Below are 21454 nucleotides of genomic sequence, written 5' to 3'. Positions count from 1 at the left end.
TTATTTATTCACTTCGAAATAGAAATATCTGTAACCTGTTTCTCCATCCCGTGAAATACCTTCCACTATACCCATATAGCTTCCTGCTCTGTCGCCTGTATAAAAATTTAATTTAAGGTGACCGCTTTCGCCTGTCCGGATATCAGGATTCCAGTAGAGCGTATTCCTGAAATCAGGTGTGGTGCTATTCCCTTTTGCTTCAGTATCATAAACCGGCGAATAAAACTTTCTTTCCAATTGCAATCCATCAAAATCAAGTACTACCGCCCGGGGATCCAGTTCCGTGTTTATGCTGGCTGCGTCGTAGCTGGTAAAGCTCAATATGCCATTTAACGTCGCCGGTCCATAGACGTAGTTGCCAGTAACCACTTCAAGCTTATTTATCTTTAGGGGATCTATATTTAAAACTTTGGCCGCGTCGAATATTGGCCGGGAATCGAGCATTGCCAGGGGTTGTCCCGGCAAAGTTTTTTTGTCGCTTATTATTTCAAAGCGCACCCTGTCGCGCTGTCTTTCCACGCCTACCAGCCTCACGTATTCATGTATCACATCTTCCATTTTGGGAAAACGGGTATAATCATCCAATTTGTAACTATAACCGGGTTCACCATAAAACGCCGCATTTTCAGGTGGCGCCGCATCAAATTTTATTTGGTTTCCCGAAAAAATATTCTGCACCTGCATATCGATGTTCCCGCTAATCAAACCAGTGCTCATACCAGCGCTCATATTAAATGGCGATAGTTTACTTTTATCGTATTCCTCGCTGTACGGATTCGGGATACTAATTCGATAGGTACTGTCTTGCAGCCAATTCGTCTGCACGACTATCTCTCGCGGCCCAAAAAAGTCGCGGGTATTAAACATCAACCTGCCTGCCGTATCGCTTTTAGAAATATACAAGTGGTGCTGTGATCCTGTTACGGTAAGATAAGCCACAACGTTTGGCGCAGGCATGTTAGTGAGCGCATTGGTGAGATTACCGGTAACTACCGGGCCATTGTATTCAGGCAAGAAGGTAAAATGCGGTTTGCCGGATGATACGGCCCTGTTCCAGTCAAATTGTGTCCAGCCCTGCGACAGCAACAGGTTATCCAAAGCCTGGTTACCATCTGCATCATTATTTTCAAGGTAGTAATCCGGCGATTTGACGTATCCTTTCAGATCGGAGTTGAGCCACATGTATCCCGGTATATTTGCCGCTGGCTTTTTTTGCAGCGAATCGATACGAAAAACAGAGACTGACAAGTTAGCCGGAATGTTTTTACCATTCGCATTGAATGTGGCAATATCTACATCTGCCTTTTTCCTGGTACCATAGCTTTTGACATCTGCCGATGCATTGACCATGAGTTTATTGACCGGGCGTTTAAATATCAACCTTTCGCATATAGGATTGCCACGCCCGTCAAAAATAGTAATATAACTAAGCCCCTGCTCCAGCTTTGTCTTGTCGAAGACGAAATGCGCCTTGTTGTCCACCATTTTTAGTTGGGCGGCAACTTCTATGTTGTGCCTGTTATGTACTAATAGATATAAGTTTTCGCCTGGTTCAAGCCCTGATTGGGTAATTCCGGCGTCCAGGCTGTTATCGTTATCGGTTACGCGAACCACATAGCCTGTGGCACTTATTTCGGGCAGTGGTGGGGTAATTATTACGCTCCCTATTTTAACTACTGCCCGGTAGCCCGTTTGGGCCGATGGGGTGAAACTAAAGCTACCGATACCAAATTTCCCGGTTACAAACCTGGCGACAGTATCATTTGACGGGCCGATCACTGCACCTGCCCCATCGCGGCCCGTCCCTTCAGAAGCTGTTATTTTGAACGCTATTTTACTTTGGAGGCCTTTAACCAAGTGTCCTCCTTCCGGAAAAAATTGCACATCATATTTCGCCGAATCAGCAGCCAGTGAAGGCGGTGAGGTCCTGGTTGTGTTGATAATGGTAACCTGCTTATTGAAATAGTAGGCCGGGTCGAAATTTTTCATCCAATTGGTGTAGGCGCGCAACTGGTAATTTCCGCTTGCGATAGAAAAAGGGAGATAAAAGGAGCCATTACCCATTCCTTCCCGCAATGCTATCTTGCCCTGCAAAACCGGGTTATGTTTGCTATCTAAAATTTCAATATAAGCTACTTTACTCATGTTCAATGGCTTATTATCGGTCCCGTCGGTACAATAGATTTTGAACCACAATAATTCACCCGCTAAATAATTTTCCTTGCTCGTATGAACATATAACTTTTCGTGTAACCGCCCCGACTGCCAGGCAAACTTGTTTTCTAATACAGGTAATACCTGGGCCTGGCTATTAGCAGCCAAACAAGCCGTTGCAATGATAGCGAGCGCAATTGCTTTTAGTGAGTTATATATTCTTTGCCTCTCCATTAAAACCTGATATTATAATTTACAAAAGGTATGGGCCTGGCAAATATCGATAGCTGGTAGCCGTTGATGACGCCGCCCTGCTGTGCAAAGTATGTTGAATAAGCATTTGCCCGGCCGGTAAGATTATATACCCCAAACGTCCACGAGTTGTGAAACCGCTGATGTATTTTGTGATTACCTTCGATATTCATTGAAAAATCGGACCTGAAATAATCGGGTATCCTGTATGCGTTCCTGTCCGAATAAAGCACCCTTACCGACCCGCCGTAATAATATTCGGTAATGGGATAAGTAATGGGTCTGCCTGTACTATAGATCACATTGAGGGAAATGCTGAAACGACGGCTGAAGCGATAATTACCTGTAAAATTAAAGTCATTCGGCTTATCATAATTGGCAGGATAAAATTCGCCCCTGTTAATGGTTTCACCCGCGTTGGGGTCGTCCTGTTTAAGGAAGGTACGCGAATAAGTGTAACTTATCCACCCGTTCAGGTTGCCTTCCGTTTTACGGACCATGAATTCAACGCCGTAAGCCTTGCCTTCCGTATTGATCACATCGCGCTCGATGTGCGGGTTCAGCAGGAGCACTGCGCCGCTTTTATAATCGAGGTAATGGCCGATCTTTTTGTAATAGACCTCAATTGATGTTTCGATACTGTTCTGTTTAATATTCCTGTACAGTCCAAGGGAGACCTGCTGACCAAACTGCGGTTTGATATTAGGATCGCTTAACTTATAAACATCGGTCGGGGAAATAGCGGTTGTATTAGATAAAAGATGGATATATTGTCTTAGTGTATTATATGACGCTTTTACCGACGTATTATCATCCAGGGTATAACGCATCGACACCCTTATCTCGGGACCTTTATAGGTATTGATAACCTGGTTGTTCCTGTATATTGTACTATCCTGAACATTGGCAGCATTTTTAGGTGAATTGGGTTGATAATGATCTACCGTCTGTGGTCCGAGATAGGCGTAAAGCGAATACCGCAGGCCCGCGCTAACAGAAAGATCCTGGGTTATATCATATTTATCTCCTATGTACAGGGCACTTTCAAGCGCCTTCTCCAGTGGCACCCGGAACGGCGTAACCTGCGACTGTGAACTATTCGGTTCGTTATCACCCGGATTGAGATTATAATAGATCGAACTCAAACCAAAGTCAAGGGTGTTCCGGGGGTTCAGAAAATAACTAAAATCTGCTTTCAGGTTAGTTTGCTTTACGGAGAAGTTCAGTTTATATGCATTTACAGCATTGGATGTACTGGCGATGCTGTATTGATAATCATCGATGCCGGCGGTGAGCGTACCGAACAATTTCGGGTTGAAATTGTGCTTCCATTTGATATTTGCGTTACGGTTGCTGTAACCGTAGGCGGTATCGCTGTTCAGCCTGAATTTATCATTACTGAAGTACCCGGTTACGTACAAATTATCGCTTTTACCTATTTGATGACTTATGCTCAAGTTAAGGTCATAGAACGAGGCCGAGCTGTTTTTATATTCCTGGGGAAGGGATTTCAGCAGCCAATCGGAGTAAGTTGTCCGTCCCCCAAAAATGAAAGATGTTTTATCCTTTACAATGGGCCCTTCAATATTCACCCGGCTGGTTATCAGACCGATCCCTGCCGAACCGGTATATTTCTTCTTATTGCCTTCGCGGTCAGTCACATCCAATACCGATGACAGGCGACCGCCAAACCGTTCGGGAATGGTGCTTTTATACAATTCGATATTGCTTACGATGTCGGGGTCGAATGCGGAAAAGAAACCAAAAAAATGTGAAGGGTTATAAATGGTTGCGTCGTTCAGCAGGATCAGGTTCTGATCGGCCGAGCCGCCTCGAACGTTGAAGCCGGTTGTGGCCTCTCCTACGCTTTGCACGCCGGGCAAAGTCAAAACCACCCGCAAAACATCAGCTTCGCCAAACGCCGATGGTATTTGTTTGATACTGCGGATATCCAATTTATTTACACCCATAGTGGTATTGCGCACGTTTGCAACTTTTTCGGCAGACACGGTCACCTCTTTCAATGATGTCACTTTTTCCTGCAAGCCGATATCCAACCGCCCGCCCGAATAAAGGATGACCCTGCGTCGCGTATCCTGCATACCCAGGCCCTTTATCAAAAGTGTTTGCTGACCACGCGGAAGTGAAAGCGTATAATACCCATTTTTATCAGTCGCCATGCCGGTTTTCGTTTCCGGATCATAAATGCTTGCACCGTTTATCCCTTCGCCTGTTTTGCGGCTGCGTATATAACCCGACAAGGTGACGTTGCCCGGCCTTATCTTATTGGTCCGCGCTCCTATCTCGTATATCTTATTTTCGGCACTGGCCCCTGCGGTGTTATTGTTATCCTCGGGGTAAGGGGACACACTGCTTTGTGCATTGGCTGTTGTGGTTTCCACGGTGTTATCAAAATACCCGGACGGAAGCGAAGTGGTTATTTTTGCACCCCGCGTCAGGATAACTTCCCTGCCGGCAGTTATAATATAGTGATATGGTGTCCCCTCGAATGCCTTTTCAAGTACGAAACTCAAAGTTTTCCGGGCAATGGCGAGCGTTACCCTTAAACTATCAAATTGGACGGGATCGTAATAAAACGTGTAACCTGTCTTTACTTTCAGTTCCCCAGTCATTTGCGTGATAGTCGCCTTCTTAAAATCCACATCTATTAACTTGCTGTCCTGCTGCGCACTTGATTTAAGCGCGAAACAGATAAGGGCAGCAAGTGCGATGTAAAATTTCTGCATATTAATGGGTCAATTGGTCGTAATAAGCGGTTATTGCAACTGTCACCGCTTCCTTGTCAGCTTTATAATCAAGCTTATGGTCGCGGATATATTGATTGATGTCTTTCCTTCTATCTTTAAAAATCCCCAATAAAGCCCCTTTGCTTGTAACAGGATAATATTTGCCTTCTTTCTTGATAAACAGATCGCTCCTGTCTTCCAGGATAAACTTTACTGTTTGTGATTGAATGATCTCATCCTCATTAACTTTCGTACGTTTTGCCAATACCTGTGATTTTCCGCTATAAAGCAGGTCATAAAAACCTGGCGATAATCCGGCGGTAAGGCGGACAAAATGATGATCCAGCAGGAATACATCGGAAAGGTATTCTGTTTTCAGTACAAACAGATCATTACCCGAAAAAGATATCATTTCGTCATTAAAAACATCATACAAAACGGGAACGTCTTTATACCAGGTGTTATTGAAACGAATAAGGGATGGCGTACAATAATTCTTATCCTGGAAATAATGAGAGCCTTTGTTGGCCGGCGGAGCTAAAATATACTGCGGACCATTAACAAATTCGGCCTGGCTGCCGGCGGTGGTGTTAAAATAACCGATTGCTTCAACAGCCTGCTTGCTGTAGGCAGCACTGTCGGGCTGCGGCGCCTGCGCGATAACCTTTAGAGTTACTAATATAAGCAAAATAAACGTTAAAACAAAGGCCTTTGAACCCATATTTTAGAAAGAATGTGGCGTAAGTTTATAGTTGGCGCGCATTTATTACGGCAAGGACTAATGTATCAAAATAAAGCTTAATTAATAAATTAGTTGACAGATACTGACGATTTCGTATTGACAAATGAACGGATTTATCTGCGAGGACTGTGTTGTTGAGGCCTTTTTTAGCTTTACACACTTTGAAAATTTTTGTATTATTGCAGCCCCGGAGCAATTACGGCGCCGGATACTCCCCTGTTGTGTAACGGTAGCACATCAGACTCTGACTCTGCTAGTCGTGGTTCGAATCCATGCGGGGGAACAAAAAACCCCTCGGGCGTAATGCCCGAGGGGTTTTTCTTTTCCGGGTTTTGCAACCAATTATTCTTTTTTCATTTCGACGCGGCGGTTTAATACCCTGCCTGCCTCTGTCGTATTATCGGCGATAGGATTTGCCTCGCCATAGCCGTCGGCGTCTAAGTTATTAACGCTTACTCCTGAATTGACCAGGTAAGCCTTAACAGCATTGGCCCGGTCTTTTGACAATTGCATATTGTGCTCATCCGTACCTTCGGCAGAAGCATAACCACTTAGTTTAAATTTAACTGAAGGGTCTTTTTTCATTTCTGCGGCGGCTTTATCCAATATCGGGTATGATTCTGTCTTTAATATCCCCGAGTCGAACTCGAATTGGATATTGCTGAAATTATAGTTTGGCGCAGGCGGCGGAGTTGGTGCCGGTGCGGGCGCTGGTTCCGGTGCCGGTGGTGGTGGCGGAGTTGGTTTGGCAGTAGTATCTGCCGGCGGCGGTGGCGGCTGCATCACTTTCTTTTTGGCGTGGCACGCCGAAAGTGTGATCAAAACGGATAAGATAATAACAGGTGTGAAAGCTGATCTTAAAAATTTCATAATAGCATTTTGTTTAGTGTAGAAAAAAAACGCCATACCGCACGGCTTATTGCCGTGATATCTGGCAGCGTTGCAAATTAAAACAAATTTTTAAGTAAAGAGTTTGTGATACTACCCTTTTCGGCGCTTTAACAGATGAGGTTTTAGCGCCTGTTAATTAGCGTAAATAGCCTTCCCATACCATTTAAAGCAGAAAATAATAAATATATTGGTCCCTGGATTTATATATAAAAAAATATGAAATATTTGCTCGGATTGCTTTTATTGACAAGCCTGAACTGCTTTGCACAAGACTACAAAGACCAGATAACCGAATACCGGAAAAAGTACATGGACGACTTTCTGACCGACCAAAATTCGCCGCTAAAAAAGGACGATCTGCAATTTCTCCGGTTTTACGACGCCGACAGCACCTACCGTGTTACCGCACATGAAGAGATATTATTGAACGAACCGGGATTCATTATGCCCGTATTTAGCGGTAGGGGCCGCGAATATGTACGATATGCCACTTTAAAATTCACGCTTAAAGGCAAATCGCTGCAATTGACCGTATACCGCAATGTAAACCTTGCGAAAATAGCCGAATACAAAGACTACTTGTTCCTGCCTTTTACCGATGATACCAATGGTAGCGAAACGTATGCAGGCGGCAGGTATATCGACCTTCGGGAGGGCGATTTTAAAGGCAATACCGTAGTGATCGATTTTAACAAAGCTTACAACCCGTACTGCGCTTTCAGCGGTGGATATGCCTGTCCAAAACCACCTGATGAAAATCACTTAACCATAGCAATTGAGGCAGGCGAAAAACAGTTTGCCGGGGAAAAGAAACATTAAGATTGCCCCGGACGGAATGCCGGTATGAAATTAGTCGCTATCCTCGTTTTTTATACCTTTCAGCAAGGCATAAATAGCCATAGCATGCCCATGACCAAGTTCAAAGTCGTCTTTCAGCCATTGTACAATATCGCCTGCCTTTGTGGATGCCTTTAACTCCCCGTTTTGAGTAAAGCCCTTTTCTTCGGCCATTTTCCGGAAGCCAGCGGCATCTTTGCCAGTTTTTGATTTGATGGTTTTTAAATATCCCTGGAACGACATAATGTTTGTGTTTTGATCACTCAAAGATAGTAACAGGCATTAAGGTTGATGCGGGGCGTATCCGGCAAAACAAAGGGGCGATAGCAACAGTAACGATGACTTCAACCATTTATTTCACCCGCTCTTCCACGGGCGCCAGGGGTTTTAAATTACTTACAGGTTTATCCAAATAAAAATAAGCCGTGGCTGAATAATCGTCTATGCGATAAAAGTTTATCCAGCCCTTCGGAAATTTGCTGTCCGTAAGTGCTACCGGGTTATCCATTAAACGGGTAAAGCCGTTAACGTAGCCTGCCACCGAAACCGGGGTTAGGGGTACTCCCCTGGCCGCCAGGCTTTTTACTTCCGTATCACTCCCTCCGCCTATCTCCTGTATGGTGGCTTTAAAATCATGGTTAAAATAAATAGCATCCGGGATATGGAAGCGGTAAAAAGCATATTGATTTTTGGTGGTATCGGCAACGCTGCAGCCCTGGTATTGGTTTGTAAAGGCCCCTTCGCCCCAACCGGTACCAATGTAATCTTCAGCGCCGGTGCCGTTAATGGTTGGGTAAGTGGTATCTCCGTCAATATACATTTTCACTTCGCCTTCGCCCCACCAGGTGTGGCCGTATGCCGCATCGACATTTACGCCTACATTTACACCAAGAAAACGCCCTCTCCCGTTCACCCGTGGCAGCAATTCAAAATCTTTTCCCAAAGTTGATCTGATGGCCCTGTTCCAGCAGGCATGGAAATAAAGCATGCCGGGCTGTGGCTTGTCCATAATAATGTAGTCGATATCAAAAAACAGTAGCGACAAGTCCGATTTGCTTTCGTTTGTCAAGGTAACTTTTGCTCCTGTTTTGAAGGGCATGGGGACATAACTGTTAAAACTGCGGCCCTCCGGATCGCTGAATAAGGCCGACTGGAACGCCACAGGCCTGCCCAGTCCGGCACAAAAGAAATCGCCTAAGGGCACGTCAACGGCAGGCTTATCCGAACCATCCCAATACATACGTAAACGCAGCGCTCGCAGCATGGCCGGCGAGCGATCGTTAACCGTAACCCACATCCGCTGAATGATGCCGGCGGAACTTATGTTGAGCAAACTTTTGGTTTGCCCCGCCGCCAGCGATTCAAAAGCATTGCCTTTAGCCGTTTTGTTGGTTTGCCCACCTGCGCCTTTAACACCGTTCAGGTTCTCAAAACTACTGACACGCGATCGTATGCCTTGCGGCATGGTATATAATTCCTGCGCTGAAAGACTGCCTGCAGACAGCAAAGCAAATACGGCCGGCATAAGCTGCGAAAAACGACTAAATAGGCTCATAACTAATTGGTTTATCAATAATATTAAAAAATAATCAGAAACAGTAACAGTGACAAAAACTAAAAAAATTAGCATTTGATTAAACCTTTACCCTGCCGGTACACTCTATAAGTTATAAACCAAAACTTTTGAGCTATGAACCTTATGATGAAAGTACTGATTGCAGGCAGTTGTGCAGCGGCATTCAGCGGATGCAAAAAAGACAACATTCAGCCCGACAATTTTCTTATCTATAAAATAGATGAGGGCCCTTTAGTATCTGTAGAGGGAGAAGCTGATTATTTTTATGACGATAACAGTATTATGGTTACAAACGGCAGCGGCGGCAACGACCTTTATATTTTTATCGACACCAATATACGGGTAGGCGCCTACCCTATCGGGAACCTTAGTTCGGGTATCGGGGCTACTTACTATGATAGCCGATCAAGATCTTTTAATAGCGATACCGGGCTTATTGTTATTAAAGAGTATGATGATAATCACATTGCGGGTACTTTCCATTTTACTGCTACGGATGGAAACACCACAAAAAAAAATAACCGAAGGGCAGTTTTCGGCGAAATTATCTTATCTCTCGTTTTCAACGGATACTACCTGCGATGATTGGTAATTCTCAATGACGCGAAAGCAAAAGTTGATGCAATTGAAACGGACATCTCCCATGGCAAGGTAAAATTTTCGATGTGAACATATTTTTGCAACGAAGCCGACTACATTTGAGAACCCAATAACCCTAACACTACAACAATGAACGCTTCTGAATTAAAAGACCTGCAGGCGCCGATAAAAGAAAAATACAAAGCCGATCCCTCTGCAGCGATGATCACTTTAAAAGCCGAAGGCAATATCGGCGAGGGTATATCCTGCAAGGTGGATACTGGAAAGGCAATGGTCGAGGCCGGGCTTCATCCCGCAACCGGGGGCAATGGCATGTTGGCCTGCTCGGGTGATATGCTCCTGGAAGCGCTGGTGGCCTGTGCCGGTGTAACACTTAGCGCGGTAGCTACAGCTATTGGGGTAGACATAAGAAGCGGCTTGGTCAGAGCGGAGGGCGACCTTGATTTCCGGGGAACGCTGGGTGTCTCAAAAGAGGCATCTGTGGGCTTCAGGCAAATAAGACTCAGCTTTCAGCTGGATACTGATGCTAATGACGAACAAATGGCCAGCCTGGAAAAACTTACCGAAAGATATTGCGTGGTGTACCAAACTATTGCTGGCGGGACGCGGATAGATAAAAGTTTTTCCAAAATTTGACTAAAGCCCCTGCTTTTATTTGCTTTAAGTTGCTTCTTAACGTCCTGTTTGGGGTGTAAAACTGCCTCTTTTTGTCCCTGTTTTGTAAAATCCTATTTACAATCCTATTTAATTTATTGGTTAAAAAAACAGCAGGTGGAAACATTTTGTTCTGTAAACACGTATCCACGCCAGGCTTGTTTAATTATTCTTAGCAATTACTTAATATTCAAGCAGTTTTATGTTAACAACGAGCATGATTGTCGATAAATTTTTGTGATTTACATCATATATATTAAAAATCTTTTTAGTTAATTTTAGAAAGTAAATTCTACACGTACTACCAAACAGAACAGCTATGAAAAATTTGCTATTATTTAACGATTTCTCGTCAGAAGCTGAACACGCTGCAGAGTTAGCGCTGCTATTGGCAGGCAAGACCAATGTCAACCTGTACGTATGGAATACCATTGAGTATGAGGCCGTACCCGCCGCACAACCTGTTATGGCAAGTACGAACGAAAATATACCCGAAGTACATGCCGACAAAAATAATTGGTTAGAAAAACTGGAATCGAAACTAAACTGGGAAACAGGCTTACGACCTGTGGTCCACTTTATCGAAGGGATAGACTATTTAACAGACAATGTATTATCCGTTGTTAAAAAATGTGATGCAGGGCTGCTGGTGAGGGGTATTGCAGAGGATAACGAGAAAAAAGGGTACATTGAAGCCAATATTTTAAAAAGTGCCACAAAATCGGGCTGCCCTGTTTTGTTAATACCCAGGGACTTCTCTTACAAAATGTTTGAGAAAATGGTGTACGTGACCGACCTGCGTTTTTGCCGCCATGAAGTGGTGACATTTCTTACCCAGCTTGCCAAAATAATAGATGGCAGCGTGCTTATAGCCAACATTTCAGAAAAAGGCATACCCCTGATGGAAGAGAATTATGCGATATCTGTTTTTGAAGATGCTGTTTTGGATGCCTCAAACCGCGATCATGTTTATTTCAGCAATATTAAAGAAAGAAACGTGGCTAAAGCCATTGATATATTGATAAACGAAATGAATAACGAATTGCTGGTAATGGTCAATAATAAATTTCATTTCAACGAATTGCTCGGGCATGACAGCCCTTATGCCATTCCGGAAAATATCCGCATACCGATGCTCATTTTTCCATCCTAACGATGAGCCATCGGATGGCAAAAGAGCTGCCCCTTTAAGGGCAGCTCTTTTTATTGGAACACCGGCGTTAGCCTGCGGGCTATGATTTTGCCCAAACCCAGCCTCCGGTAGCTGTCATTCTTTTGAACATTACATAAAGTACCGCAAGCGCTATACCAACATGGTAATACCCAAATTGAGCGGCAACTGCTGCCTTTAAATAAAAAATGAATACTATCCCCCCAATATTGATCAAAAGGATAGCCAGCGCTATTTTGCCCGTTAGTTTAGAGGCCGCGACATTATCGGAACCGTAGGTAATATTAGTGGGCATAGTCAATACCAGTTGCACGAGAAATATAAAGATAACCAGCACGTGGACAGGTGCTTTGTCGGTGCTATAAGCTATGCTTTCGCCGATAAGCGGCAGAATACTAAAGAAACAAATACCAGACAGAAAAAATTTCCTGTTTAATGTTGCCGCTCCATAAAGCGTTAACAGTACGAGGGCGCCGCCCACGATCGTAAAAATTAGTTCAACTGTTGGATTCATGATAATTTGGTTTTTAGGGTTAATAATTGGTTTTGCAGAAAAAGAGTAAAAAATACCTGCAGCAGAGATCCATACCTGTTCAAACGTTTTGTTCGAGGCCCATCAGGTAACGGATCACGCTATGTAATTGCAAATAAGGGTTCGGGCAACCATGCCGACCCCTTATTGTAACATACATCCTATTTTGCTGGCTTCAATGCCTGGCGCAGCGATGTCCAATAATCAATTTTCCCGCCCTTCATGTGATTAACGTCGTTATAGAGCGATGAATCGATCTTTCCATCTTTGTGGGTATCGGTTTGTTTGTACCAAACGCTTACCCAGTCCTCGTTTTTGTCGGTCGCGTGAAGATTGACAACCGAGATCATGTCAATCTTTGAACTGCTTAAACTATCCCTGAATTTTTGGGAAAATTTCACAAAACTATCCCGTGCCATTTTGTGACGCGCACCATTAGAAAAATCAAAAGCGATCGTGTCAGCAAAATAAGCAGCTGCATTGCCCAGCTTGCCGTCTTCCCAATCCTTGTAGGATTGCAATACGGCCTGTTCATTTTTGGAATTGTCGGAAATTGCGAATGAAGAAGAATAAGACGCTTTATAAGGCATTACTACCGAATCGGCTTTAGCGGCTGTGGAACCGGAAGTGGGGGTGCCGCTTTTACAGGCTGCCAGCAAGGCAACCACTGTAAATAAATACAGGGTCTTTCTCATTGTAATTGGGTTTAAATTGTTTAGTGTGGAGGTTAATTACATAAATATATATAACATTTTGATATTCAGCAAGAAATATCTATTATTATAACCGGTATAACCTGTATCCGGGTTATATTGCTAACCCGGCAATTGGTTATTCAAAAATTATTCAATCAATCAACCTGAAACCATGAAACAATTATTTTTCCCTCTCCTGCTTGGCATTGCATTATCCGGATGCACCGGTAAACCGACCGGGGAACAAGCCAAAACGGACACTGCAAAATTGGATTACCCGTTCCCTCATAAATATTCTATCGACTGGCAACCTGGTGATGAAAAAAATGCGGTGATCGTATTGAACGCCCTCAAAAAATATGTTGCCGGCGATTTGCAGGGAACGTTTGAACCTTTTGCGGATTCAGTTGAATTTATAGGCGACCAATTCTTTTTTAAGGGCAAAAAAGACAGCCTGGTAAGGATATTTACCCAGATACGCGGCGACATGACCAGCATATCAAAGGACTTTGATACCTGGCTGACCGTTTACTATCCCGATAAAAAAGAAACCTGGGTTACTTTATGGTATACCGAAAAATGGACCGACAAAAAAGGCAAGTCCGATTCTTTGTATTATACCGATGACGTGATGTTAAAAGACGGGAAGATACGCATCTACGACGAAAAAATACGCCGCTTTCCGGAGCCGCCTGCAAAGAAATGACATGCTTTATTTTTCCCGATTTTCGCTCGTATTCAATATTTAAATTATTTTTATCCGCATAATGAAAAGTATATCTGTCAGGATAAAAGACGTTGCGGAAAAAGCCGGTGTATCTACAGGTACCGTCGACCGTGTATTACACAACCGTGGTAAAGTAGCGGCCGATGTGGAGCGCCGGGTGTTGCAGGTGCTTAAAGAAATGAACTACGAGCCGAACCTTATTGCACGGGCCCTTGGTTCAAACAAAACTTACCGCGTTGCCGCTTTGCTGCCTGATCCGGCCTACGACGATTATTGGAAAGCGCCAAAAGAGGGCGTTGAGGCTGCTGAAGTTGCTTTGAAGCAATACGGGCTGCATGTAGAACAATACCTTTTTAATCCTTACGACGTAAGTTGCTATATCGAAAAAGCAAAGCAGGTAACGTTAAGTGGTGCCGATGGCATCTTTCTCTCCCCCATTTTTTACAGGGAAACGATGCCTTTTTTCAGCCAATGGCAGGAACAAAATATCCCTTATGTGCTTTTTAACACACATATAGCCGAGGCTGAAGCTTTGAGTTATGTTGGGCAGAATTCATACCAAAGCGGCGTGCTTGCAGGGAAACTGATACATTACGGCCAACCACAACCATGCTCCATTTTAGTGGCTCATATTGACGAGGAAATAAGTAATGCGGCTCATCTTTCGAAAAAAGAGCAGGGCCTGAGGGATTATTTTAAACAAAACGACCCTGAAACCCGGTACAACATCGTCGTCATCAGCCTTAACCGGTGTGATCAGGCGCAATTCAGCAGGGAATTGGACGATGTGCTTGGCAAAAACCCCGGTATCCGGAGCATATATATTACAACGTCAAAAGCATACGACATAGCCGGACATCTCGAACAAAAGCAACTCAGCCATATTAAGTTAGTTGGCTATGACCTGTTGCCAAAAAACCTGCATTACCTTAATACGGGTCAGATAAGCTTCCTGATCAATCAAAACCCGAAGGGGCAGGGTTATTGGGGTATTCATCAATTGGCCAACCATCTTGTGTTTAAAAAAGAAACGGCAGAATTAAAATATCTGCCGCTCGATATTGTGACCAAAGAAAACGCTTCGTACTACACCCGGCCCGAAGTTATCTACGGTAACCACGTTCAGGCAGTATAGATCAATCAGGCTGAAACAGTAAGCGTGGTACCATCTACGGATACCGTATACTGGTGCAGCGATGTAGAAGCAGGACCAACCAATACTGCTCCTGACTTGCTGAACTCGCTTCCATGAGCCGGGCAAATAAATCGTTGCTGCCCGTTGTTATAGTTAATTGCTGTTCCCTGGTGTGTACACGCAACCTGTACAGCGGTAAATGAGCTCGGGTCGTTCCCATCTGCTATCCTGACTATAATTACACCCGATTGAGTTTTCGAACTTCCTATGCTGGTAAGCTGGCTACTCAGATCGACCGTAAATAAGTTTCCGCTCCCTGTCGTCGGGGGCGGTGTGGCCCCGCCTATGTTAACCCCGCCCGGATTAGGATCGCTGCTTTTTGATCCGCAGCCGGCGAGGCTGCAACCGGCGCACACGGCGGCCATAGTAATGCCAAACTTGGCTAAAAATTCACTTCTTTCCATATTTCTTGTTGTTGTAATTTACCACTTCTTTTCCTTTTTCCTGTTAAAATCAAACATACGTGATATGGTAAAGCCGAAACGATACTCGCCCCTGCCCCAACTGGCCTGCGAGTTACTTAAGCTATTGATCTGAGAAACAGCCCTTGCGTTGGTAAAGTTAAGGGTAAATACGTGGCCGCCTGTTTCAAACTCGGCGCCAAAACCCAGCGGGTCCTGGAAACCATTCGTCCCTGTCCGATAACTTGAAAAAGGGTGCTCCCAGTCTACCAGGATGCTCATGTGCTTGGTTACCTTTAACCTTCCTGCCGCTGTTAACGAAAAAAAAGAATTTTCATTGCCGGCCTCGTTCGGAATAGGCTGGTTATCTGAAACAAAGACCGGTGACACTTCCAGCGAAAGCGCTTGTGTAAACTTTCGCGAAAAAACAGCCTGGGCAATGTACGAAAGACGATCGCTAAAGGAAGCAAAATTGCCATACGGACGAACCCCTGTACCGCCCATCAGCGCAATACCGAGCGGCGAACTATTGTCATTGGTTTGGTGCAGCAACGCATATTTCAATTGCAGTTCCACCAACTGCCCGATGGTACTACGGCCAAAGTTGATATTAAAATTATCCGACACGCCGTACTCAAAGCCGATATAAACATCGTTAACGGCGTCAAGGCCGAATAAGGTTCGGGCGCCACCGGGACCAGTAGCAATATCGCCGAAGCGGTGTATCACAAGAAAGTTAAGGTTCTTTTTTCTCACCATCTCTGTGGTCGGCGAAAAAATGAGCCGCGTGGCTTTAAATGCCGAAAGGATGTACGCATGCTTATCATCGCCGGCGCTAAGCGAGTTCATCAGCGAGTCGGCAGACGGTTCCTTCTTTGCAGTATCTGTTTTCTGCGCCTTCACCCCAATACAAAGGGCAAGCAGTGCAATAAGGATAATTGACTTTTTCATGTTTGGGTAATTAGTTGGTTGTTGACTGAATATGTTTGTTAAGCTTATCAATTTTTATAAGGTGCGTATGTTGCGGCTACGCGTATGCGAATGTTTTCGGCAATGTGATGAAATACGATCTGCGGTATATCTATCTTATGGTCGGCGCATTTTACAATAAACTCCGAAGTCATTGAGATCACCCCGCCATTTACCTTTATTTCGCCTTTTATGGTACGAGCCTGTTTAACGCCGTGTACTTCCAGGTCGCCGGTCACGTTTACCGGATAAGTGCCGTCTTTTGAAATATCGGGAGGAGACAATACCATTCCCTTGAAGGAAGCCTTCGGATATTTGTCGCTCTCCATGTAGTTTTCGTTAAAATGTTCCTCCATCAACGATTTCTCGAAGTGAAGTGAGCGGATGGGCAGGCTAAAACTTAGTTCGCCCGTTGATGCCTTATATACGGATACAGCTTGTGATGAATTGGCCTCTATATCCTCAATAGGGGCACTTGAATACAGGTTTATCTTTGCATTTTTACAGATGTAGATATCCTGTCCCGCCTGGAAAGCTGTGAGCCAGGCAAGTAAAAGCATACTTAAATATTTCATTTTAATCCGGTTTTTTGAATGAATTAAGGTTCCAGCTAAGGCCTACAGCTACACCGGCCGATTGCAGCTTAGCCTGACTGGCCCCAACGTTTGACAATGGTAGTTTTAAATAGGGTTGAAATGATATCCCAAATTTGGAATTGATCTGATGATCATAGGTCGCATCCAGGTTAAGTACACCTAATATATTCCTGTTCTTGTTGATCACACTGTAGCCTGCAGGGCCATAGGCGTATGCCCCGGCATAGTTAAATTTATAATCCTCGCGCAAAATAATGTAAGATGACAGTCCTGAACCTACGGTAATTTTGTTACCGCGGTTTTTGTAAACCTGGTAATTCACATTCAATGGGATATCCAGCATTCTACAATTTACCCCAACCGATAACGGGTTTGTTTGGAACGGGTAATTAGTGTGATAATCCGCAAAGTTTTCCTTATACGGTTTGATAGAATACATCACACCGGTAGTGAACGTCCACTTATTAACATTGACCGAGAATAATCCGCCTATATTCCCTCCAACCCTTGCACCTTGTAACGAATTTACGCCGTTCATATCGGTGGTGGCAATGGCGCTTACGGCAAATATGGCCCTATTTGCTCCCGGATATCTCAGCTTTGATTTTGACTTTGCGACCGATTTATCAGTTGCATCATCCGGCCTGGCCTGGGCCGGAGTTTCATCTTTTTTGCTGTTAGTGGTTGCTGCTGTTGTATTTGCCGCCAAATTATTGGTCTCCGCCTGGTTATTTTGCCCATCCACAGTCCCCAATTCCTTTTTATCCTTATCCGCGGTTTTAGAAGAAGCATTAGCCGCTACTGCATTAATAACGGTCGGGTTACCGGCGGCATCAACACTGCCTGGTGCTTGCTTATCCTGGGCTTCTTCTTTTTTGTTAGAAGCTAAAGCAGTATTATTTTGATCTTTAGCTGCCCCTTTAACCGGTAATGAAGCGGCCGGCCCCACCGGCAAATAAGGTAAAGAACGATTTGCATTTTTTTGCCCCCCGTGGTGAACCGGGTTTGTGGCGTAATTGGCAGGAGTGAGTATTTTCTGTTTGCTGCTATCTGCCGATTCATGCCGAATGGCGCCGCCGCTTGTACCGGTATCTTTCTTTGAAGGCCCGGCAACAGTTAATTGCGGCTGACCTTTTTTATTGTTGTCGGTTTCAGTCTTAGGCCTGAAAAACAACCAGCCCAACACCACCAGGACGATAGCCGCGGCAGTGCCTAGCCAGGGCAATAAGAAAATTATAGCAGGGCGTTTTTTGCCCTGTTCGAGGAGTTGTTCCATGGCTTCCCAATCGGCCTCCCTGTATACAGGTTCGCCGGCCGGGTTTTCGAGCCCGGTTTTGAACAACTTATCTAAATCCTCATCCTTCTCTTTTTTCATCTTCTTTTCTCAACGGGATTGAAACTGCCAGGAGCCTTATTGGCCCGCTTAAACGTTTCAGTCCCTGATATTTTTATTGAAACCCACCCCTGTAACATCTGCTTTTTTTATAGCTACAATAGGTGTGTAGTCCATGCCATTGTCGTAATTACCACTTGACGAAGATTCAGAATCGGCATCAAGTATCATTTGCTTTAGTTTTTGCCTGGCCTTATGCAAATTTGATTTCGACGTACCCGGCGACACATTTAAAAGTTCGCCTATCTCTTCGTGCGTATAGCCCTCAATTGCAAAAAGGTTAAATACGGTACGGTATGCCGGCGGCAGCTTTTGTACCATTTTCAAAAGGTCATCATAATTAAGCTTCCTGTCGGCAAGTTCGCCATCGCTTATACCTTCGGCTTTATCCAGGTCGTCGGTATACGCCATTTTCAAATTGGCCCGGTAATAATCGATGGATACGTTCATCATGATCTTTCCGAGCCACGCCTTGAACGGCCTGTTGCGATCGTAAGTTTCGATACGGGTGAACACCTTAAAGAAACCCTGGTTCATCACCTCGGCCGCTTCATCCCTGTTGTTGGCGTATCGCAGGCATATACCCATAGAGAAGCCGTAAAATGCTTTGTACAACATTTTCTGACTACTTCTGTCCTTGCTTATACAGCCGCTGATCAGTTGGTGTAACTCTTGTTCACCCATAGGGTCATCACCGTTTTATTATATTAACCTTATCACACTTTATCACGTCGGATCGCAAACAAAGGTTGCCTAAGCCCGGCAAATGTCACGTAAAATAATGATTATCAGTTTGTTATTTTTAACAAATCCAATTCTTGCCCTCAAACAACCGGCGTATTAATTTAAATTTAGGGATAATAAACGGATCAGGGTCAAACATCTTTAAATAATTTAAGGGCACAGGCAACCTTTATTTTGGGAGATGCGTGATAACTACAAACACATTTCTGATGACCTCTATATCTGTTGTTATCATTACAAAAAACGAGGCTGATTCCATCGCCCGATGTATTCAGGCATGCAGATTAATAAGTGATGATATTATTGTAGTTGATAACGACAGTACCGATGGAACAACAACCATTGCCTTTCGCGACGGGTGCTATATTTATCATGAGCATTGGGACGGGTATGGCGCCAATAAAAATAAGGGAATTGATTATGCCCGGCACGATTGGATATTAAGCATTGACGCCGACGAGTTACCTGACGAGGAGTTGATACGTACTCTGCGGGAAATGAAGCCCGACAGCCGGGAGGTAGTTTATGATATCGCTTTCAAATCGTATTATGGGAAAAAACCCATTCGCTTTGGTACATGGGGCCGCGACCATCATATCCGGCTGTTTAATCGCCAATTGGTGCGATGGAACGAACCGCCTGTGCACGAAACATTAATACTGCCACCAGTAATTAAAGTAAAAAAGCTGAAGGGTCATATTCACCACTTTTCAGTAAAAGACAAGCAGGAATGTCACAGCAAAACAGTCCATTATGCTAAATTAAGTGCCGAAAAATATTTTTTATTTGGCGAGCGGGGAAGCTTAATGAAGATATACCTGGCGCCCGCTTTCCATTTCTTTAAAAACTATATTGTATTTTTAGGTTTCCTGGATGGGCGCGAAGGTTGGGAAATTGCCCGGAGCATTGCCAGGCATACTTTCTTAAAATACCACCTGCTTCAAAAGCTTACCAAAAACAGTTACCACGAATCGCGAGCTGTTAAGGATAATTTGGTGGTAGAATATTAGTAGCAGCGCATTAACAAAATTGGAAATGTTAAGTTCGTGGCCCGCCAGGACGGCTTTGATTGCTTAGGTACAAAGCTAACCCAAATCCTTAATGAAAGCAAAGCTGGTAAAAAATCTTTCGGCCAATACCTTACAACTTGTCATCAATCAAATATCCGGGCTGGTTATTTTTTATGTCCTGTCTGTTAACCTTGATAAAAATACCTTCGGCGAAATAAACCTGGCACTGGCGCTGATGCTAACCTCTTTCAGCATCCTGGCGTTTGGGATAGAGCAGGTTTCTGTACGCAAAATTGCTGCAGGAGATCATCCCCAGCAGGTTTTATCGCTATATATTATCCATGTATTGATAACAGGCTGTATATTTTACGGACTGCTATTATTAGGCAGCCTGTTCTTTTCGTCCCGCATTAGTTATTATAACATTGTACTGCTTATTGGTATCGGGAAAACGGCCATCCATTTTTCCATGCCGTTTAAGCAGGCAGCCGTGGGGATGGAGCGCTTTGGCCTGCTTGCACGCATGTGCATTATTACTAACCTGTCGCGTGCAGCAGGGCTCAGCATTCTTGCCCTGTCGCACCTGGTAAATTTGCAAACCGTCCTGTTCGTTTTTATCGGCGGCGATGTACTGGAACTGCTTATTGGGTTTCTTTTCTTTAAAAAAGAAACCGGCTTACCAGTTGCGCTGCAGTGGAGCTGGCAGGCTAACATCGCTCTCTTAAGGGAATCACTGCCGCAATTCGGGGTGGTGCTTATTGCTGCGACCCTGGCCCGGTTCGATTGGATATTCATCGGGGTATTTGTATCTGCCATAAAATTGGCCGAATACAGTTTTGCTTATAAAGTGTTTGAACTATCCGGCGTACCGTTGCTGGCTATAGCATCGGTTTTACTACCGTGGTTTACCAGGATATTAAAAAGGGGCACCCCGGATATTGGGAATCTAAAGCTATTGGCGCGCATGGAAATGGTAATGGCATCAGCCACTGTTCTGCTGCTAAATATTTGCTGGACACCTTTAGTCGACCCGCTCACCCATGGCAAATATGGACTGGTGGATGAGCCGGTCATATTTCTGCTGTCGTTATGTATTCCGCTGCAATATCTCTGCAACCTGCTTTGGACCATCTTTTTCGCTAAAGGACAGCTAAAACTGATACTTACAGCATTCATCATTACTTTTTGCGTGAATATAGCCGGTGACGTCATCCTGATACCTCTGTATAAGAATGAAGGCGCGGCTATTGCATGCCTTGCCGGATTTGTCGCCCAGGCCGCGTACTACCTTGCCAGGAATCAAATCAAAGCAGTTAATACCGCAATTTACAGCCTTTTAATTTGCACTGTTAGTGCCTGCGGATGTGTGTTTACAGCAAGGATACTTTTCAGGGATAACTTACCGTCGATAACGTTTTCAATAGTAACCTTTTTCATCCTGCTGGTGGTAACGTCGCGAATAAGATTTTCTGATATAAGAAGTATAAAAGCTTTATTCTAATCTCCGCGCCTCCCCGTTCATATTACCATTCGCGCAGGCAACCAATCAAATTTTCCAGCCGTAACCT

Annotated in this window: 21 protein-coding genes and 1 tRNA gene; 9 read left to right on the top strand and 13 right to left on the bottom strand. The window is 44.3% G+C overall.

All coding sequences use genetic code 11. The annotated features are described in order from the left end of the window. From FRZ54_RS12255 to FRZ54_RS12245, 3 genes are read right to left on the bottom strand one after another with little or no spacing between them, the layout of a single operon-like run. On the bottom strand, positions 1 to 2388 hold the full coding sequence (locus FRZ54_RS12255) for a hypothetical protein (RefSeq protein ID WP_147031891.1): 2388 nt from the start codon (positions 2386 to 2388) through the stop codon (positions 1 to 3). Further along, positions 2388 to 5153: a TonB-dependent receptor gene (locus tag FRZ54_RS12250; RefSeq protein WP_147031890.1), complete on the bottom strand. Its 2766-nt coding sequence runs from the start codon at positions 5151 to 5153 to the stop codon at positions 2388 to 2390. The genes FRZ54_RS12255 and FRZ54_RS12250 overlap by 1 nt, the downstream gene beginning before the upstream one ends. 1 nt (position 5154) lies before the next feature. Continuing rightward, on the bottom strand, positions 5155 to 5841 hold the full coding sequence (locus tag FRZ54_RS12245) for a hypothetical protein (protein WP_147031889.1): 687 nt from the start codon (positions 5839 to 5841) through the stop codon (positions 5155 to 5157). 266 nt (positions 5842 to 6107) lie between these two features. Between FRZ54_RS12245 and FRZ54_RS12240 the strand changes: the two genes are divergently transcribed. Further along, positions 6108 to 6178, top strand: a tRNA-Gln gene (locus tag FRZ54_RS12240). 59 nt (positions 6179 to 6237) lie between these two features. On the opposite strand, the gene FRZ54_RS12235 is transcribed toward FRZ54_RS12240, so the two are convergent. Continuing rightward, positions 6238 to 6765 carry an OmpA family protein gene (locus FRZ54_RS12235; RefSeq protein WP_147031888.1) on the bottom strand — a complete coding sequence of 176 codons (528 nt, stop codon included), beginning with the start codon at positions 6763 to 6765 and terminating at the stop codon, positions 6238 to 6240. 237 nt (positions 6766 to 7002) lie between these two features. Here FRZ54_RS12235 and FRZ54_RS12230 point away from each other — a divergent pair, with 237 nt between their 5' ends. After that, positions 7003 to 7605: a DUF1684 domain-containing protein gene (locus FRZ54_RS12230; RefSeq protein ID WP_147031887.1), complete on the top strand. Its 603-nt coding sequence runs from the start codon at positions 7003 to 7005 to the stop codon at positions 7603 to 7605. 30 nt (positions 7606 to 7635) lie between these two features. Here FRZ54_RS12230 and FRZ54_RS12225 read toward each other — a convergent pair whose 3' ends face one another. Further along, on the bottom strand, positions 7636 to 7866 hold the full coding sequence (locus FRZ54_RS12225; RefSeq protein ID WP_147031886.1) for a DUF4287 domain-containing protein: 231 nt from the start codon (positions 7864 to 7866) through the stop codon (positions 7636 to 7638). A gap of 109 nt (positions 7867 to 7975) precedes the next feature. After that, a complete protein-coding gene (locus FRZ54_RS12220; RefSeq protein WP_228462710.1) occupies positions 7976 to 9178 on the bottom strand; it encodes a glycoside hydrolase family 172 protein in 1203 nt (400 codons plus the stop codon). Positions 9179 to 9322: 144 nt separating this feature from the next. On the opposite strand from FRZ54_RS12220, the gene FRZ54_RS12215 reads away from it, so the two are divergent. The 3 genes from FRZ54_RS12215 to FRZ54_RS12205 all read left to right on the top strand — a co-directional run bounded on the left by FRZ54_RS12215 (position 9323) and on the right by FRZ54_RS12205 (position 11606). Continuing rightward, a complete protein-coding gene (locus tag FRZ54_RS12215; protein WP_147031885.1) occupies positions 9323 to 9784 on the top strand; it encodes a DUF6252 family protein in 462 nt (153 codons plus the stop codon). Between the two features lie 144 nt (positions 9785 to 9928). Beyond that, positions 9929 to 10435, top strand: a complete 507-nt coding sequence (locus FRZ54_RS12210; protein ID WP_147031884.1) for an OsmC family protein — start codon at positions 9929 to 9931, stop codon at positions 10433 to 10435. 337 nt (positions 10436 to 10772) lie between these two features. Then, positions 10773 to 11606 (top strand): hypothetical protein, encoded by an 834-nt coding sequence (locus tag FRZ54_RS12205; protein ID WP_147031883.1) that lies wholly within the window; start codon positions 10773 to 10775, stop codon positions 11604 to 11606. Positions 11607 to 11685: 79 nt separating this feature from the next. Here FRZ54_RS12205 and FRZ54_RS12200 read toward each other — a convergent pair whose 3' ends face one another. Further along, the gene (locus tag FRZ54_RS12200; RefSeq protein WP_147031882.1) at positions 11686 to 12138 is read right to left on the bottom strand and encodes a hypothetical protein; all 453 of its coding nucleotides are present in this window, start codon (positions 12136 to 12138) and stop codon (positions 11686 to 11688) included. Between the two features lie 179 nt (positions 12139 to 12317). After that, complete coding sequence (locus FRZ54_RS12195) at positions 12318 to 12851, bottom strand: putative periplasmic lipoprotein (protein WP_147031881.1); 534 nt, start codon at positions 12849 to 12851, stop codon at positions 12318 to 12320. 172 nt (positions 12852 to 13023) lie between these two features. On the opposite strand from FRZ54_RS12195, the gene FRZ54_RS12190 reads away from it, so the two are divergent. Together FRZ54_RS12190 and FRZ54_RS12185 are read left to right on the top strand one after the other, a co-directional pair. Then, positions 13024 to 13557: a hypothetical protein gene (locus tag FRZ54_RS12190; protein WP_147031880.1), complete on the top strand. Its 534-nt coding sequence runs from the start codon at positions 13024 to 13026 to the stop codon at positions 13555 to 13557. Between the two features lie 61 nt (positions 13558 to 13618). After that, a complete protein-coding gene (locus tag FRZ54_RS12185; protein WP_147031879.1) occupies positions 13619 to 14713 on the top strand; it encodes a substrate-binding domain-containing protein in 1095 nt (364 codons plus the stop codon). 5 nt (positions 14714 to 14718) lie between these two features. On the opposite strand, the gene FRZ54_RS12180 is transcribed toward FRZ54_RS12185, so the two are convergent. The 5 genes from FRZ54_RS12180 to FRZ54_RS12160 are packed head-to-tail and all read right to left on the bottom strand — an operon-like array spanning position 14719 to position 18816. Next, positions 14719 to 15177, bottom strand: a complete 459-nt coding sequence (locus tag FRZ54_RS12180; RefSeq protein WP_147031878.1) for a QcrA and Rieske domain-containing protein — start codon at positions 15175 to 15177, stop codon at positions 14719 to 14721. Positions 15178 to 15195: 18 nt separating this feature from the next. Beyond that, positions 15196 to 16125 (bottom strand): DUF5777 family beta-barrel protein, encoded by a 930-nt coding sequence (locus FRZ54_RS12175; protein ID WP_147031877.1) that lies wholly within the window; start codon positions 16123 to 16125, stop codon positions 15196 to 15198. Between the two features lie 47 nt (positions 16126 to 16172). After that, on the bottom strand, positions 16173 to 16718 hold the full coding sequence (locus FRZ54_RS12170; protein ID WP_147031876.1) for a YceI family protein: 546 nt from the start codon (positions 16716 to 16718) through the stop codon (positions 16173 to 16175). A gap of 1 nt (position 16719) precedes the next feature. Then, positions 16720 to 18114, bottom strand: a complete 1395-nt coding sequence (locus tag FRZ54_RS12165) for a porin family protein (protein WP_147031875.1) — start codon at positions 18112 to 18114, stop codon at positions 16720 to 16722. A 57-nt stretch (positions 18115 to 18171) separates the two neighbouring features. Continuing rightward, the gene (locus FRZ54_RS12160; RefSeq protein ID WP_147031874.1) at positions 18172 to 18816 is read right to left on the bottom strand and encodes an RNA polymerase sigma factor; all 645 of its coding nucleotides are present in this window, start codon (positions 18814 to 18816) and stop codon (positions 18172 to 18174) included. Between the two features lie 269 nt (positions 18817 to 19085). Here FRZ54_RS12160 and FRZ54_RS12155 point away from each other — a divergent pair, with 269 nt between their 5' ends. Both FRZ54_RS12155 and FRZ54_RS12150 read left to right on the top strand, forming a co-directional pair. Further along, complete coding sequence (locus FRZ54_RS12155; protein WP_147031873.1) at positions 19086 to 19886, top strand: glycosyltransferase family 2 protein; 801 nt, start codon at positions 19086 to 19088, stop codon at positions 19884 to 19886. A 91-nt stretch (positions 19887 to 19977) separates the two neighbouring features. Then, positions 19978 to 21387, top strand: coding sequence for a lipopolysaccharide biosynthesis protein (locus tag FRZ54_RS12150; RefSeq protein ID WP_147031872.1), 1410 nt, complete (start codon positions 19978 to 19980; stop codon positions 21385 to 21387). Positions 21388 to 21454: the final 67 nt, after the last annotated feature.

This window comes from Mucilaginibacter ginsenosidivorans, assembly GCF_007971025.1.
Lineage (GTDB): Bacteria > Bacteroidota > Bacteroidia > Sphingobacteriales > Sphingobacteriaceae > Mucilaginibacter > Mucilaginibacter ginsenosidivorans.
The sequence above is the reverse complement of the archived record's forward strand: the minus strand, read 5'-3'. Positions and strand labels throughout refer to the sequence as shown.

What these genes read in the sequence shown, in the direction of transcription:
- FRZ54_RS12255 (WP_147031891.1), bottom strand. Translation starts at nt 2,388, where the DNA reads ATGGAGAGGCAAAGAATATATAACTCACTAAAAGCAATTGCGCTCGCT.
- FRZ54_RS12250 (WP_147031890.1), bottom strand. Translation starts at nt 5,153, where the DNA reads ATGCAGAAATTTTACATCGCACTTGCTGCCCTTATCTGTTTCGCGCTT.
- FRZ54_RS12235 (WP_147031888.1), bottom strand. Translation starts at nt 6,765, where the DNA reads ATGAAATTTTTAAGATCAGCTTTCACACCTGTTATTATCTTATCCGTT.
- FRZ54_RS12230 (WP_147031887.1), top strand. Translation starts at nt 7,003, where the DNA reads ATGAAATATTTGCTCGGATTGCTTTTATTGACAAGCCTGAACTGCTTT.
- FRZ54_RS12225 (WP_147031886.1), bottom strand. Translation starts at nt 7,866, where the DNA reads ATGTCGTTCCAGGGATATTTAAAAACCATCAAATCAAAAACTGGCAAA.
- FRZ54_RS12220 (WP_228462710.1), bottom strand. Translation starts at nt 9,178, where the DNA reads ATGAGCCTATTTAGTCGTTTTTCGCAGCTTATGCCGGCCGTATTTGCT.
- FRZ54_RS12215 (WP_147031885.1), top strand. Translation starts at nt 9,323, where the DNA reads ATGATGAAAGTACTGATTGCAGGCAGTTGTGCAGCGGCATTCAGCGGA.
- FRZ54_RS12210 (WP_147031884.1), top strand. Translation starts at nt 9,929, where the DNA reads ATGAACGCTTCTGAATTAAAAGACCTGCAGGCGCCGATAAAAGAAAAA.
- FRZ54_RS12205 (WP_147031883.1), top strand. Translation starts at nt 10,773, where the DNA reads ATGAAAAATTTGCTATTATTTAACGATTTCTCGTCAGAAGCTGAACAC.
- FRZ54_RS12200 (WP_147031882.1), bottom strand. Translation starts at nt 12,138, where the DNA reads ATGAATCCAACAGTTGAACTAATTTTTACGATCGTGGGCGGCGCCCTC.
- FRZ54_RS12195 (WP_147031881.1), bottom strand. Translation starts at nt 12,851, where the DNA reads ATGAGAAAGACCCTGTATTTATTTACAGTGGTTGCCTTGCTGGCAGCC.
- FRZ54_RS12190 (WP_147031880.1), top strand. Translation starts at nt 13,024, where the DNA reads ATGAAACAATTATTTTTCCCTCTCCTGCTTGGCATTGCATTATCCGGA.
- FRZ54_RS12185 (WP_147031879.1), top strand. Translation starts at nt 13,619, where the DNA reads ATGAAAAGTATATCTGTCAGGATAAAAGACGTTGCGGAAAAAGCCGGT.
- FRZ54_RS12180 (WP_147031878.1), bottom strand. Translation starts at nt 15,177, where the DNA reads ATGGAAAGAAGTGAATTTTTAGCCAAGTTTGGCATTACTATGGCCGCC.
- FRZ54_RS12175 (WP_147031877.1), bottom strand. Translation starts at nt 16,125, where the DNA reads ATGAAAAAGTCAATTATCCTTATTGCACTGCTTGCCCTTTGTATTGGG.
- FRZ54_RS12170 (WP_147031876.1), bottom strand. Translation starts at nt 16,718, where the DNA reads ATGAAATATTTAAGTATGCTTTTACTTGCCTGGCTCACAGCTTTCCAG.
- FRZ54_RS12165 (WP_147031875.1), bottom strand. Translation starts at nt 18,114, where the DNA reads ATGAAAAAAGAGAAGGATGAGGATTTAGATAAGTTGTTCAAAACCGGG.
- FRZ54_RS12160 (WP_147031874.1), bottom strand. Translation starts at nt 18,816, where the DNA reads ATGGGTGAACAAGAGTTACACCAACTGATCAGCGGCTGTATAAGCAAG.
- FRZ54_RS12155 (WP_147031873.1), top strand. Translation starts at nt 19,086, where the DNA reads ATGACCTCTATATCTGTTGTTATCATTACAAAAAACGAGGCTGATTCC.
- FRZ54_RS12150 (WP_147031872.1), top strand. Translation starts at nt 19,978, where the DNA reads ATGAAAGCAAAGCTGGTAAAAAATCTTTCGGCCAATACCTTACAACTT.